The following is a 14,182-nucleotide window of genomic DNA, read 5'->3' as shown; positions in this document are numbered from 1 at the left end:
CACCCCATGACCAAAACCATCTCCGCGCAGTCCCTGCTCACCCGCGAGTTGCTGGCACGCCGCCGCCCCGGCTACAGCCTGGAGGCGCCGTTCTACCTGAGCGACACGGTTCTCAAGGCCGACATGGAGCACATCTTCGGCAAGCATTGGATCTTCGTCGCGGTGGAGCCGCAGGTTCCCGAAGCCGGGGACTACATCACCGTGGACTTCGGCACCAACTCGATCCTGATCGTGCGCGACGACGACAACCAGGTGCAGGCTTTCCACAATGTCTGCCGGCACCGCGGTTCGCGCCTCTGCGCCAGCCAGCAGGGCGTGGTCGGCAACATCGTCTGCCCCTACCACCAGTGGACGTACGACCTGACCGGCAAGCTGATCCATGCCAAGCACATGGGCGACGACTTCGACCCCAGCCTCCACAGCCTCAAAAAAGTGCATGTGCGCAACATGGCCGGATTGATCTTCATCTGCCTGGCCGAGAACCCGCCTGAAGACTTCGAACAGATGGCGGCGGACATGACGCCCTACATCGCACCGCACCAGCTCAGCCAGTGCAAGGTGGCGGCCCAGGTCGACATCGTGGAAGACTGCAACTGGAAGCTGACGATGGAGAACAACCGCGAGTGCTACCACTGCGTGAGCAACCATCCCGAGCTGACCATCTCGCTGTATGAATACGGCTTCGGCTACCAGCCGGACGAGCACAACAAGGAAGGCCTGCAGCGCTTCCAGGAGATCATGGCCGCCAGCCACAAGCGATGGGAAGCCATGGGCCTGCCCTCGCGTGAGATCGACACCCTGGACGACCGCGTCACCGGGTTTCGCACCCAACGCCTGCCCATAGACCGCTCGGGCCAGTCGCAGACGCTGAACGCCGAGGTGGCCTCCAAAAAGCTGCTGGCCGACTTTGTGGATCCGGCATTGGGCGGCCTTTCCTTCTGGACCCAGCCCAACTCCTGGCACCACTTCATGAGCGACCACATCATCAGCTTCACCGTGCTGCCGATCTCCGCCACCAAGACCCTGGTGCGCACCACCTGGTGCGTGCACAAGGATGCCGTCGAAGGCAAGGACTACACCAAGGAGAACCTGACAGCGGTCTGGAACGCCACCAACGACCAGGACCGCCGCCTGGTGGAAGAGTCCCAGATCGGCATCGCCACCGGCGCCTACGAACCCGGCCCGTATTCGCCTTTCACCGAAGGCCTGGTCGAGAAATTCTGCAGCTGGTACGTGAAGCGGCTCAGCGCGCTCATCGCCTGAGGCTGGGCGGCAACCGTTTTTTCCATTTCCCATGGCCACCTCTTTCTCCGTCCCCGCGCACTCGCCCGATTTTTCCGGCGCGGCGTCGCCATCCTGGTCCTCGGACACCGATGAATTCCTGCGTTGCGTTCACGTTCGCCAGGAGACGCATGACGTCAAGACCTTTGTGCTGGCGGCGGATGCGCCGCGCAGCTTCCGCTACCTGCCCGGCCAGTTCATCACGCTGGAGCTGGAGATCGGCGGCGAAAAAATCAACCGCTGCTACACCCTGTCGAGCACACCGACGCGCCCGGACCTGGTCAGTATCACGGTCAAGCGCGTGCCCGGCGGCGTGGTCTCGAACTGGCTGCATGACAACCTTCAGCCCGGCATGGCATTGGGCGCGATGGGACCCTCAGGCGAATTCAGCTGCTTCAGGGAACCGGCGCAGCGCTACCTGTTCATCTCCGGCGGGAGCGGCACCACGCCGCTGATGTCGATGACGCGCGCGCTGCACGACCTGGGCAGCGACGCCGACATTGTGTTCGCGCACTGCGCACGCACGCCGGCCGACCTGCTGTTTCCCGAAGAGCTCACGCTGATGGCGCGCAACATGGCCCACCTGCGGCTGGCCATGGTCTGCGACCAGCACACCCCCGGCAGCGCCTACGCCGGCCACCTGGGCCGGATGGACGCAGCGCGCCTGGCGCATATCGCACCCGACTTCCTGACGCGCGATGTCTATACCTGCGGCCCGGCTCCCTTCATGGGCGTGGTGCGGGCGCTGATGGCCGGCGCCGGCTATGCGATGGAACGCTACCGCGAAGAGAGCTTTTCCTTTGAGTCGCTTCCCGCCCAGGTGCTGCAGGAAATTCCCGGGCCCCAGGACAACCCGGAGCTGTTTCCGGCGGCCGCCGCGCCCACCTTCCAGATCAGCCTGGAGAAAATGGGCACCTCATTTCCCTGCCAGGGCGGCCAGACCATTTTGCAGGCCGCAGCGGCGGCCGGGGTGCGGCTTCCGTCGTCCTGCAGCAGCGGCGCTTGCGGCACCTGCAAAACCCGGAAAATCTCCGGCCAGGTGGAAATGAAACATGCCGGCGGTATTCGCCAGCGTGAAATAGACCAGGGCTGGATTCTGCCCTGCTGCAGCAGGCCCTCCAGTGACATTGCACTTGAAAGGTAGGGTTGAAAATGTGCACGCAACCATTGCAATAAGGCGAGTGAAAAACCCGGCCGCAGTTCCTTCAACCATTTTGGTGCGGCATCCGCAAGGTGCGGCTGCCGCATGCGCCTCATGCGGTTCTTTTATGGATGCATTGGCCTTTAAAGTGGCGCGTCGTTTGCTTATAAAAAATACCGTTGCTTGTGGCTGCGGGTAGTCAATTCCAGGAGACCTCACGATGTCGAACCCAAAAATCAGCGTCAAAAATCTGTACAAGATATTTGGCAACAACATCTCGGAAGCGCAGAAGCTCTTGGACGCGGGGCATACCAAGGACGAGGTATTCGCCAAAACAGGCCATGTCGTCGGGGTCAACAAAGTCAGCTTCAACGTGATGCCCGGCGAGATCTACGTGTTGATGGGCCTGTCCGGCTCCGGCAAGTCCACCCTGATCCGGCTCATCAACCGCCTGGTCGAACCCTCTTCGGGATCGATCAACATCGACGGGATGGACATCGCGAAGCTGCCGCAGCCCGAACTGGTGAAATGGCGGCGCAAGCGGGTGGCCATGGTGTTCCAGTCTTTTGCCTTGATGCCGCACCGCAACGTGCTCGACAACGCCGCCTTCGGCCTCGAAATGGCGGGCACTTCGCGCAAAGTACGGGAAGAGCGCGCCATGCAGGTGCTCAGCCAGGTCGGCTTGCAGACCTATGCCGCAAAGTATCCGTCGCAGTTGTCCGGCGGCATGCAGCAGCGGGTCGGGCTGGCCCGCGCGCTGGCGGTCGATCCGGCCATCCTGCTGATGGATGAGGCTTTCTCCGCACTTGACCCGCTTAAACGGGTGGAGATGCAAAGCCTGATGCTGGACCTGCAGCGCGAGCAGCAGCGCACCGTGCTGTTTGTCTCGCACGACCTGGAGGAAGCCCTGCGCATCGGCACCCGCATTGCCATCATGGAAGGCGGCAACCTGGTGCAGGAAGGAACGGCTCACGAGATCATCACCAAGCCCGCCAACGACTATGTGCGCCAGTTCTTCAAGGGCGTGGACACTTCGCGCTACCTGACGGCGGCTGATCTGCTGGACCCCTGCCTCAACGGCCACTCTTATACCGGCGGCCCTCGCCTGCCCTCATCCACCACACTGTCCGAAGCGATGAAGATCGTGCTCGGCGGCGACCAGCCGGTAGGCGTGTTTGACGCGACCGATCAATTGCTGGGATGCATCTCCGCCCGAAGCCTGCTTGTGAAAATGTCCGAGGAAGCCCGCCATGTCTGATTTACTCACCCAAGTTACCGAAGCCTCGCGCAACATGCTGCCCCTGGGCAAGTGGGTCAATGCCGGCGTGCGGCATTTGCTGGACCACGGCGCCAAGGTGTTCGACTCCGTCGGCGTCGTGGTGGAGGGTTTTGCCCAATCCATCGAGCTCGGCCTGCTGGCCATTCCGTTCTGGCTGGTGATCCTGGTGGCCACCGTGGTCGGGATCCGGCGAGTCGGCTGGGGATTTGGCACATTTGTTGCGTTAGCGTTAATCCTGATAGTGGTGACCGGCTTCTGGCCGCAGACTATCGTGACCCTGGCGTTGACGCTGTCGGCCACCATCATCAGCCTGATCTTTGGAATCCCCCTGGGCATCTGGTGTGCCCGCAACAACCACATCAATGCCTGCGTGCGGCCCGTGCTCGACTTCATGCAAACCATGCCAGCCTTTGTGTACCTGATTCCCGCGGCGATGCTGTTCGGCCTGGGCCGCGTGCCGGGAACCATCGCGACCGTGATCTTCGCCATGCCGCCCGTGGTGCGCCTGACCAGCCTGGGCATTCGCCAGGTCAGCTCCGAACAGGTCGAGGCCGGCAACGCTTTCGGCTGCACCTCCACGCAGCTGCTCTTCAAGGTGCAACTGCCGATCGCCTTGCCGACCATCATGGCCGGCGTCAACCAGACCATCATGATGGCCCTGTCCATGGTCATCATCGCCTCCATGGTGGGGGCCGGCGGCCTGGGCAACGACGTACTGGCCAGCATCCAGCGCCTGGACGTTGGCCTGGGCTTCGAAAGCGGCCTGGCCGTCGTTCTGCTGGCCATCATCCTGGACCGGTTGACTGAAAGCTTTGGCGTGGCCCGCAAGGCGCGCGAAACCTAACCTTAGAACTTGTCCGTGCCACCCTCTACAGCCAAAGGCGCAGCAGCCGCCATCAGCCAGGAGTCGGTCCCCACGACGACGACCCATGTCGGCTTCATCCTGATGCCCGACTATTCGATGATCGCTTTTGCCAATGCCGTGGAAACCCTGCGCATGGCGAACTACATCAGCCGCCGCCCACTGTACCGGTGGACGGTGGTCGCAAGCTCCCCGTCCTCCATGTCGGCCAGCAACGGCCTGAGCCTGGCGCCGACCGGAGACATGCCCGCGCTCAGCGACTGCGACATGCTGTTCGTCTGCGGCGGCGTCAACGTCCGCGCCAACACCGACGACACCCTGCGCCACACCCTGCGCCAGCTGGCGGGGCGCGGCATGACCATAGGCGCCCTGTGCACGGGCTCCTTCGCATTGGCCAGCGCGGGCCTGCTGGACGGCTTCCGTTGCGCCATCCATTGGGAGAACCTGGCGGCGATCAGCGAGGAGTTCCCCAAGATCAAGTTCTGCACCGAAGTGTTCATCGTGGACGGCAAACGGATCACCTGCTCAGGCGGCACCGCGCCCCTGCACATGATGCTGCATCTCGTGCGCGGCCAGCATGGGACCCAGCTGGTGATGGACATCTCCGAGCAGTTCATCGTCGAGCGGATACGCGCCAGCAGCGACCGCCAGCGCATACCGCAGCCCGAATGCATAGGCCCGGGCTACCAGCACCTGACCGAAGTGGCGCAGATCATGGCGGCCAATATTGAAGAGCCGTTGTCGCTGCTGGAGCTGGCGGACGCCACCGCGCTGTCGCTGCGCCAGCTCGAGCGCCTGTTTCACCGCTACTTCAGCATCACCCCCGCGCAGTACTACCTGAACCTGCGTTTGCGCCGCGCGCAGGAACTGCTGACGCACACCACCATGCCCGTCATGGAAGTGACCGTGGCCTGCGGCTTTCAGTCCTCTTCACATTTCAGCAAAGCCTACCGGGGCCTGTTTGGCTATGCGCCAAGCCAGGAGAGGCTGGTCCATGCCGGCCAGGCCGCGCGGCGCGGCCAGCGCCTGGCACCCAAGCGCCTCTCGCCTCTCGCCGCGGCAAGGAAAGCCGCAAGCGTGGCCTGACTTCGCCTTGGCGCAGCGCCGGACGATAGCGGCGGGATCAGCCTTCCTGGTTCCGGGCCGGGACATCCTTGACGGCCGCGCGTATCTGGCGCGGGCTGGCGCCGAGCAATTGCCGGATCACGCGCGAAAAGTGCGTGCTGTCCTGGAACCCGCACTCAAAACCCACCTCGGTGACCTCAAGGTCGGTGTTCTGCAAAAGCCAGCGCGCGCGTTCCACGCGAAGGCGTTGGCGATACTCCGCCGGGCTCAAGCCGATGTCGCGCTGGAAGCGCCGCTCAAGCTGCCGCCGGCCTATGCCCAGGGGCTCGCACAGCTGCTCGATGGGCTGGGAGGTTTGCAGTTGCTGCTCCAGCAGCAGCATGACCTTGCGAACCACCGTGTCGGTGGAGCGCTCGGACACCACCGCCTCCGGCTGCAAGGTCCTCGAAGGCAATGGCTGCTCCTCGAGCATGATGCGCAGCGCCTTCACGGCACTGGCGCGCCCGATCTTCTTCTCGATGATGTAGGCCGCCAGATGAACCACGCTGGTGCCGCCGGCGCAGGTGAGCCGGTCGCGATCCACGACAAACATCTGGTCGGATGCGATGCGCAGCTTAGTGAACTCGGCCGCGAAGGCTTCGCGATGAAACCAGCTGACGCAGGTGAGATGCCCGTCCAGCAGGCCGGCACGCGCCAAAACGAAGGAGCCGGTGCACAAGCCGACCAGCTTCACCTGTTTCGCGGCGGCCTCCCGCAGAAAAGCATAGGCGGCCTCCGGCACTTGTTGCCCGCCGTGCAGCAAACCGCCCACGACGACCAGGTAGTCATAGGATTCAGGCGACGCCATCTTCGCGGTGGCGAGGATGCTCGCCCCGCAACTGGACACACAGGCATCGCCGGAGGCGCTGAGGATGTCCCAGCGGCACAGCCTGGGGCGGCTGCGGTCCCCTTCATCCGCCGCCAGGCGCAAGGCATCCACAAAGCCCGCGAAGGCGGTCAGCGTGAAACGGGGGGTCAGCATCAGGCCGACACGCACCAGGGGCGCGTCCTGTTTCGCCGAAGGCGCAACCGCGCCCTGCGCCTGCAATTTTCCCCGCTGCTTTGCCATGGATGCTCCCATCAGCGCCAACACTAACACCAATCCTCATAGCCCAACGTTCGGATCGAGGGGTATCACGCGCTTTTCGCCCCCTACTTTTATCAGAATCAAACCTTGGGAGCCCGCACTATCTTCATTGGATAGCTCGCAAGCACGACGGCCGTGGATACGGCGCCAAGCGCCGCGAGTGCGTCAATCGTTTGTTCCAGTTCCTGCATTTCCGAGGCCACCACGCGCACGACGAAACAGTCTTCCCCCGTAATGCGGTGCGCATCAATCACCTCCGGCATGGCTGCAAAAGCCTTCAAGCAGACCGGTATTTGAGCGTGCGTGGTACGTATGCGGATGACGGCGGAGGTCGGGTATCCCGACAGGCGCAGATTGATCCTCGCGGAATATCCTTCAATCACCCCAGCCTCCTCGAGACGCCGAATGCGTGCGGTGACGGCCGGCTGCGACAGCCCGACCTGCATGCCGAGTTCGGTGTTCGTGATGCGCGCATTGAGCTGCAGCGCCTCCAGAATCTTCCAGTCCAGCTTGTCGAGATCTGCCTGCTTTGGTTTCATTTGCATGAGGGTAAAAATTCAAATGATTTAGAAAATTGAAGTACTCATTTCCTTGGACTGTCTATGGTGACATATCTCATTCATTTCTAAACTGAGTGTTTTTTACATAGACATAGGTGCTTGAAAAATGACGTCTCCTGTTCTGATCGTTCCCGGGATTGGGAATTCCGGCCCCTCACACTGGCAAAGTCTCTGGCAGGAAAAGGGACCTGAGTGGCATCGACTACAAGTCAAAGACTGGGATCACGTTGTTTGCGCTGACTGGGTTGCGGCCATCAGCCGGCAAGTCGCGTCCCTGGGGCCTGACACCCTCATCGTGGCTCACAGTCTGGGCTGCCTGGCAGTCATTCACTGGGCTGCACGAGAGGGAAAAAATATCAGGGGCGCGCTACTGGTAGCCGTGCCCGATCCAACCTCGCAAGTTTTCCCGGCATCAGCGCTCGGCTTCTCACCCGTGCCATTGAAAGAGTTGCCTTTCCCCAGTACGGTTGTTGCAAGCACGAATGATCCGTATGGAAGCGCGTCGTACGCAAGCGCCTGTTCGAAAGCCTGGGGAAGCGACTATGTCGAAGTTGAATCGCGCGGACACTTGAATTCCGAAAGCGGTCTTGGTGACTGGCCTGCCGGAAGCAAGTTGCTTGAGCGATTCGCTGTCGTTGTCACTGCGGCGCCGACTTCTCAAGTTCCAGGTTTCCCTCGATGAACTTGAGCTTGAAGACAAGCCGGGAGATGCGCCATCTGTCCGGGAACGCCTGCAACTGCAGTTCGTAGGTTCCCACGAAGATGCGGCTCTTCAGGCCGATGGCTTTGCTCCGGTGGTGGAAGGCCACGCCGTGGCATCTGACAAGCGCCTGATTACCACTGACCTCGGTTCGAAGGTTGCCAATCTGATGGTGAACGTGGTCGAGCGGCTTGAATCCGGCAGCCCAAGCCTGAGCCACCTGGCTTGGCGTCATTTCGGCCGGCGCACCACCGACCATGGAGGTCATGTCGAGCGTAAAAGGGCTGGTAAAGCAATTCTCCAGCGCCGGCCAGTCCCGTTCGTCGGTGGCAACGAACATCTGGACGACGACATCCTCGACTGCCAGGCGCGTGGCCAAGTCGGATGCAGACAGAGTGAGAGACATATGGAACCTCCGGGTGAATGCGCTGCATCTTGCGGCGCTTAGCGACCTTCCGCAGTCATTTGAACATTGTTGTACTTCAGATAAGTTGTGATTCCGATTGGCGTAATTTATCTCGCTTGACTGGTTTTAGAACGCGATCTACAAAAAAAGTGTGGGTGAAACGCCATATCCCACGCAGGAATCGATGACCGTTCAGGAAGGGGCTGCAACGTCCTCGAGTCCGTCGTACCGTCCGACCGGCTTCACCTCCATCTGTACCGGGGGTTCCAAACACCTGTCTTGGATCCCCGCCAGGAAAGTTTTGAACGCTTCCAGCTTCATCAGGGGACTGTCGTCCGGCCCGCCTTCGCGCGTGGCGACGTGCATGAAGCTCAACCCGTCGCCCATACGGAACGATTGGTATTGCAGGCCACTGGGCTTCTCGCGCGCCAGTTGAGCGAATACCTGCTCGATGAGCCGCTGATTTTCGTCGGCGAACTCCGGCATCACCTTGTAGCGCACCACCACTGTCTTCATGATTTCACTCCTTGTATCGCCGTATCAACATGGGTTGCGCGCGGCTTCAGCCGCAAACCCACCACCGCGCCGGCCAGCGAAAGCGCCGCGGTAACCCACAGCGCCACGGCAAAGCCGGCGCCGAACTCCTGCGGGCTGGCGTAGCCGCCCGCGCGTGTAAACACCGCCACGACCAACGCGACGCCGAACACGCCGCCCAGTTGCCGCAGGGTGTTGAACAAACCCGCCGCCTTGCCTATGTCGGGCGGCTCGACCGCGCCCAGCACCGCGCTTTGAACTGCGGGCATGGCCATCGAGATGCCGCCGCCGGCAAGCGCAAGCGGCAGCATCCACATCCAGTAGCCGGCGTCGGCGCGCACCAGCGCCGCCAGCCACACCATACCGACTGCCTGCAGGCCCAGTCCGACGACGACCAATGCCTTTTCGCCGACGCGCTTGACCATAGCACCCGCCACCGGCGCCACCAGGAACAAAGTCGCCGTCCAGGGCAGCATGCTCGCGCCGGCGGCCAGCGGCGAGCGGTGCCACACGACCTGGAAGAACTGCGCCATGAAGAACAGCGTGCCCATCAGCGAGGCCGTCAACAAGAAAGCGATCGTGAGCCCCGCCGCCAACACCGGCGAGCGGAACAGGCGCGGCGGCACCATCGCATCCCATGCGCGCAGTCGTTGCGACGCCACGAACAATGCACCCAGCACCACCCCAGCCCCCACGGACAGCAGCACCTGCGTGCTGCCCCAGCCATCGCGATTGCCGCGCACCCCGCCCCACACCAGGCCGAGCAATGACGCCGTCATCAGCGCGGCGCCCAGGGTGTCCAGCTGCGACGCCGCGGCCCTGCCCTCGGGTACCTTTGCCAGCATCAGCCAGGCCACCACCAGCGCCACCGGCAGGTTGATCCAGAAGATCCACTGCCACGCGAGCCCGTGCACGATGGCGCCACCGATGAGCGGCCCTGACAGCACCGCCAGCCCGGTGATGCCGCTGAACAGGCCCAGCGCCTTGGCCCGCTGAGCCGGCGGGAACGTCGCGCCCAGCAGCGCCATGCCAATCGGCATCAGTAGCGCCGCGCCAAGGCCCTGCACCGCCCGCGCGGCGATCAACCAGCCGGTGCTGGGCGCCAGCGCGCAGGCGGCCGACGCCAGCGCGAACAGCGCCAGCCCCGCCACGTACATGCGGCGCCGCCCGAACCGGTCGCCCAGCGCCGCGCCTGTCATCAGCAGCGCGGCAAAGCTGAAGGTGTAGGCGTTGACCGTCCACTCCAGCGCCTCCACCGACGCCGACAAGTCGTGCCGCAGCGTGTCCAGCGCCGTGGTCACCACCATGGCGTCCAGCGCCGCCATGAAGGAGCCGGCCGCGGCCAGCGCCAGCACCCAGCGCTGGGTGCCCGTGAATCCCTTAGATTGATGGGTATCTTGCATCTGCTTGTATCCTTTCGTGCTGCATGGCTGTAAAGACGAAGGGCGGGGCCGCAACGATCCGGAAATATTTTTCCGTCCGCACCGCATCCATTCACCTTTGCCAAACGTCTTCCTTGATCGCCATTGCGGGCTTGGCCCGCCACGTCCCCTCACCAAAGGCTCCTATGCTCCCCACCAAGCTTCCCGACCCGCCTATACCCGACCCCGACTTCCCCCAGCTGATGGCCCAGCTGCGCGCTCGCCTGCACCGCTACTGCGCACGAATGACGGGTTCGGTGCTGGACGGCGAAGACGTGGTGCAGGAAACGCTGATCAAGGCCAACGGGAGCTACGACGCGCGGGCCGTGCAGAACGTGGAAGCGTGGCTGTTTCGCATCGCGCACAACGCGGCCATGGATTTCCTCCGGCGCAAATCGCGCGAGCAGGCGATGTTTGCCGACGAAGACGTGGACGCAATCGCCGACCAGCAGGCCGAGTCCGCCGACCGCCGCCATGTGGCCACCGCAGCCTTGCGCACCTTCATGCGCCTTGCGCCCGCGCAACGCAGCACCGTCATACTGGCCGACGTGCTGGGTTACGCCCTCGAAGAAGCGGCCGGCGTGATGGGCACTACCGTTCCGGCCGTCAAGGCGGCTCTGCACCGCGGCCGCGCGCGCTTGCGCGAGCTGGCCGGGCAGCCCGACGGCGCGGCTTCACCGCCCAGCCTGTCAGCGCAAGACCAGGCCCTGCTGGCCGCCTATGCCGAGCGCTTCAACGCCAGGGACTTCGACGGCCTGCGCGAGATGCTGGGCCAGGACGTGAAGCTGGACCTGGTGGCACGCCGCAAGCCGATGCAGGCGCGCGGCGGGGAGTACTTCACGAATTACGCAGCCAAGACCTACGGGCTGCGCATAACGCCCATCAACGTGGAGGGCCGGCCGGGACTGTGGGTGGATACCGAAGCGGACGAAGGTGCAGGGGCGCCGGGGTATCTGGTGGTGCTGGAATTTAAGGAGGGGAAAGTGATGGGGATCCGGGATTTTCGATATGCGCGATGGGTGGGAGAAACGCTGCACTGATATTCTGCGGTGCCGCGACATGCGCTCCCCGCCTGCAGGGGACGGGTTCCAAGGATTGCCAGCATCAAGACCGCTCCTTTGACCGGCGCCGGCCGCTTCGAATTGGCATCCCGACGGAGTTATCAGGTGCGATACCATGCCCCAAGTGAAGGGGACGAGTGTTATGCGAATTGTCGGAATCGTGTTGGCGATGGGTATTGGACTCGTGAGTTGGCCGGCAGCATTAGCACTGGGTGGATGGGGGTCTCCCCTGCGCGCTGTGGATTCACTTTTACTCTGGGCCCCCATTGTTGGCGCGGCAGCACCCATCGCTTTGCTCTTATTTGTGAAAGGGGCAAAGGTGTCCGGGGCGTGGGTGGTTGCGTTGGCTCCGCTCCTCGGTGTGCTGAACGCACTTTGGAGTGTCGATCTCTATACGTCTTACCTTGGACCCAGTCTTGCATCGTCTGACCCAATCCCGTGGGCATTCATGGTTTTTTCTGCCATGTGGCTGCTGCCCTGGTTGTATGTCATCAATGCATTAAGGAAAAAAAGACAGCCTCGCCGCATGTGTTGCGACCCGGTCTCTAAATAAAGGCAACGTTATTGGGTCTGTCTGTTGAATTCCGCCGAAATCTGACCCAGTGGGTCGGATTCGACGGAATTCAACAACACGGCGACATTGAATGTCATCGGGCGCTGGGGCACCACGAGATCTGATGCCCGTCCGCGAGATTGCTAGGGTTTATACGAGTGTATAAGTAATTTATACAACTGTATATTTCATCCTACCAAATCTCTGGATCGAGCAAACATGACCAAGCCCCGCGCAAGCAATCGCCCCGCCCGCAGTCCCAGCGAAGACTCAGCCGACGCCGCCCTCCTGGCGCCAGATCGCAAACGCAACATCTTGCTGGCCGCTGAACGCCTGTTCGCAGAGCGTGGTTTTCATGGCGTGTCGATTCGCGAGATTGCCGATGAAGCCGGCGTGCAGTTCGCGCTGGTGGGCTACTACTACGGTCCAAAGATGGACCTCTATCACGAGATTTTTCGCCAGCGAGCGGGGTATATCCAGCAGCGGCTCGACTCACTTGCCCAGGCGCAGAAAGCCACGCCGAGCGAGCAATTGCTGGAAGAAGTCGTCAAGGCATTCGTGCTGCCTGTGCTGCAGGTGGCCCGGCAACCCGAGGGGCGGAATTTCATGCGCCTCATCCAGCGCGGCATGAACGAGCAGCTCAAGGAGGATGAGGCCCTGATCCGGGACATGTTTGATCCGCTGGCTCACGCCTTCATTGACGCGTTTACCGCCGCCATGCCAGGTGCCACGCGGGGCGCAGCGGCCTGCTGCTACCAGTTTGCGCTGGGCTCTTTGCTGCATCACGTCAACGACAGGCGTATCGAGGGCCTGTCCCGCGGCGAGTTCGCGGCCTGCGCACCTGAAGCGGAGCCTTTGATCGTGCGCTTCATCAGCAGCGGTATACGCGGCGTGCTTGCGACCCCGATTCATTAAATCCTGGCCTTCACCTTCACGAATCTCCGGCCATGTTTCGCCTTGATTTGAAGCGTCCCCCCTGAGTTTCCGGCCTGCGCCGCGCAGCGCAGCGTCCTTCCCTTTCCCGCACATTCCTACGGACGGCCAAAGCTGGCTTTGACGACCGGTGGATCAACTTACCCAAAAAAAATGGAGCGAGACAACATGAAAACAATTTTTCTTTGCGCAGCCACGGCGACCATGCTGCTGGGAACGCAGATTGCCCAGGCACAAAGCAACGTCACGGTGACAGGGGCGCTGGACGCTTACGCGGGCAGCCGCCAACTCAGCGGAAGTCCGCGATCGACGCGGATCGACAGCGGCGGCTTGACGACATCACAACTTGTGCTTCAGGGCGTTGAGGACCTGGGCGGAGGCCTGAAGGCCGAGTTCGTCCTGGGTATGTTCCTGCGGGTGGATACCGGGGAATCCGGCCGCTTCACAGGTGATCCGCTATTTGCGCGAAACAGCTACATCGGCCTGAGCGGCGGCTTTGGCACTTTTCGCCTGGGGCGGCAAACCACGGGCAACTTCCTCAACTTCATACGGACCAACTCTTTCGGCGACTCCCCCACGTTTGGCCCGACTTTTGTTCAGACATGGGTTGCGGCCGTCGCGCAAGGAAGCCAGTTCATGACGCCAGGCGCGCCGCCGACAAGCCGGTCCTTGACCGGCGCCCTGGGCACCACCGACAGCACCTGGAACAACGCCGTCAGCTACATCAGTCCCAATCTCGGAGGCGTCACTGTGACGGCGCAATGGGCTCCCAGTGAAGCCGCAGGCGTCGGCAACCGCGCGGGCCTCAGTGCGTTTTATGCCAACGGCCCCTTGACTCTTGCCCTGGCCACGGAACAGATAGGCAATGCCTCCGTTCCGGCGTCGGGCCCTGCCGCCGCTGTCCTGGCCAAGCAGCGCACCTGGCATGCATCGGGCGCCTACGCGTTCCCCTTCGGACGCATCAGTGCCGGCTATCTCGACACCAAACGGGACTATGCTGCCATCGTGGACGACAGCATCCGAACCTGGCATCTTGGCGCAAACATTCCCGTTGGTGCAGGCAGCGTGCTGTTCCAGACGGCCCACAGCAGGCAAACCCCTGACACCGGAGCGGCCATGACGCGCACCACCACCAGCGTGGGTTACGACTACAACCTCTCCAAGCGCACCGACCTTTACGCCATTGTGATGAACGACAGGTTCACCGGAAATGCTTCAGGCAACTCGTACGGCGTCGGCATTCGCCACCGTTTCTAGGCA

14 protein-coding genes are annotated in these 14,182 nt (G+C 62.5%); 9 read left to right on the top strand and 5 right to left on the bottom strand.

Going from position 1 to position 14,182, the window contains the following annotated elements:
- Positions 1-6: 6 nt before the first annotated feature.
- From AC1D0O_RS20800 to AC1D0O_RS20780, 5 genes are all read left to right on the top strand, one after another.
- Positions 7-1,263, top strand: coding sequence for an aromatic ring-hydroxylating oxygenase subunit alpha (locus tag AC1D0O_RS20800; RefSeq protein WP_477655391.1), 1,257 nt, complete (start codon positions 7-9; stop codon positions 1,261-1,263).
- A 31-nt stretch (positions 1,264-1,294) separates the two neighbouring features.
- Complete coding sequence (locus AC1D0O_RS20795) at positions 1,295-2,425, top strand: FAD-binding oxidoreductase (RefSeq protein WP_477655390.1); 1,131 nt, start codon at positions 1,295-1,297, stop codon at positions 2,423-2,425.
- A 217-nt stretch (positions 2,426-2,642) separates the two neighbouring features.
- The gene (locus AC1D0O_RS20790) at positions 2,643-3,680 is read left to right on the top strand and encodes a quaternary amine ABC transporter ATP-binding protein (protein ID WP_477655389.1); all 1,038 of its coding nucleotides are present in this window, start codon (positions 2,643-2,645) and stop codon (positions 3,678-3,680) included.
- A gap of 34 nt (positions 3,681-3,714) precedes the next feature.
- On the top strand, positions 3,715-4,545 hold the full coding sequence (locus AC1D0O_RS20785) for an ABC transporter permease (protein WP_477655465.1): 831 nt from the start codon (positions 3,715-3,717) through the stop codon (positions 4,543-4,545).
- A 15-nt stretch (positions 4,546-4,560) separates the two neighbouring features.
- Positions 4,561-5,649 (top strand): GlxA family transcriptional regulator, encoded by a 1,089-nt coding sequence (locus AC1D0O_RS20780; protein WP_477655388.1) that lies wholly within the window; start codon positions 4,561-4,563, stop codon positions 5,647-5,649.
- Positions 5,650-5,686: 37 nt separating this feature from the next.
- On the opposite strand, the gene AC1D0O_RS20775 is transcribed toward AC1D0O_RS20780, so the two are convergent.
- Positions 5,687-6,736: a GlxA family transcriptional regulator gene (locus AC1D0O_RS20775; RefSeq protein WP_477655387.1), complete on the bottom strand. Its 1,050-nt coding sequence runs from the start codon at positions 6,734-6,736 to the stop codon at positions 5,687-5,689.
- 98 nt (positions 6,737-6,834) lie between these two features.
- On the bottom strand, positions 6,835-7,293 hold the full coding sequence (locus AC1D0O_RS20770; RefSeq protein ID WP_477655386.1) for an Lrp/AsnC family transcriptional regulator: 459 nt from the start codon (positions 7,291-7,293) through the stop codon (positions 6,835-6,837).
- A 127-nt stretch (positions 7,294-7,420) separates the two neighbouring features.
- On the opposite strand from AC1D0O_RS20770, the gene AC1D0O_RS20765 reads away from it, so the two are divergent.
- Positions 7,421-7,996, top strand: a complete 576-nt coding sequence (locus tag AC1D0O_RS20765; RefSeq protein ID WP_477655385.1) for an RBBP9/YdeN family alpha/beta hydrolase — start codon at positions 7,421-7,423, stop codon at positions 7,994-7,996.
- Here AC1D0O_RS20765 and AC1D0O_RS20760 read toward each other — a convergent pair.
- From AC1D0O_RS20760 to AC1D0O_RS20750, 3 genes are all read right to left on the bottom strand, one after another.
- Complete coding sequence (locus AC1D0O_RS20760) at positions 7,953-8,420, bottom strand: nuclear transport factor 2 family protein (RefSeq protein WP_477655384.1); 468 nt, start codon at positions 8,418-8,420, stop codon at positions 7,953-7,955. The two genes, AC1D0O_RS20765 and AC1D0O_RS20760, sit on opposite strands and share 44 nt — an antisense overlap.
- A gap of 192 nt (positions 8,421-8,612) precedes the next feature.
- A complete protein-coding gene (locus AC1D0O_RS20755) occupies positions 8,613-8,936 on the bottom strand; it encodes a hypothetical protein (protein ID WP_477655383.1) in 324 nt (107 codons plus the stop codon).
- Complete coding sequence (locus AC1D0O_RS20750; RefSeq protein ID WP_477655382.1) at positions 8,933-10,357, bottom strand: MFS transporter; 1,425 nt, start codon at positions 10,355-10,357, stop codon at positions 8,933-8,935. The genes AC1D0O_RS20755 and AC1D0O_RS20750 overlap by 4 nt, the downstream gene beginning before the upstream one ends.
- Positions 10,358-10,521: 164 nt before the next feature.
- On the opposite strand from AC1D0O_RS20750, the gene AC1D0O_RS20745 reads away from it, so the two are divergent.
- The 3 genes from AC1D0O_RS20745 (at position 10,522) to AC1D0O_RS20735 (ending at position 14,179) form a co-directional block, all read left to right on the top strand.
- Entirely contained in the window at positions 10,522-11,415 is an 894-nt protein-coding gene (locus tag AC1D0O_RS20745; protein ID WP_477655381.1) for a sigma-70 family RNA polymerase sigma factor, read from the top strand.
- Between the two features lie 793 nt (positions 11,416-12,208).
- Entirely contained in the window at positions 12,209-12,904 is a 696-nt protein-coding gene (locus AC1D0O_RS20740; protein ID WP_477655380.1) for a TetR/AcrR family transcriptional regulator, read from the top strand.
- A 186-nt stretch (positions 12,905-13,090) separates the two neighbouring features.
- A complete protein-coding gene (locus AC1D0O_RS20735; RefSeq protein ID WP_477655379.1) occupies positions 13,091-14,179 on the top strand; it encodes a porin in 1,089 nt (362 codons plus the stop codon).
- Positions 14,180-14,182: the final 3 nt, after the last annotated feature.

The sequence above is a fragment of the Polaromonas sp. P1_F2 genome, assembly GCF_056405735.1.
Note: the sequence above shows the minus strand (reverse complement) of the source record. Positions and strands in the feature narration are given on the sequence as shown.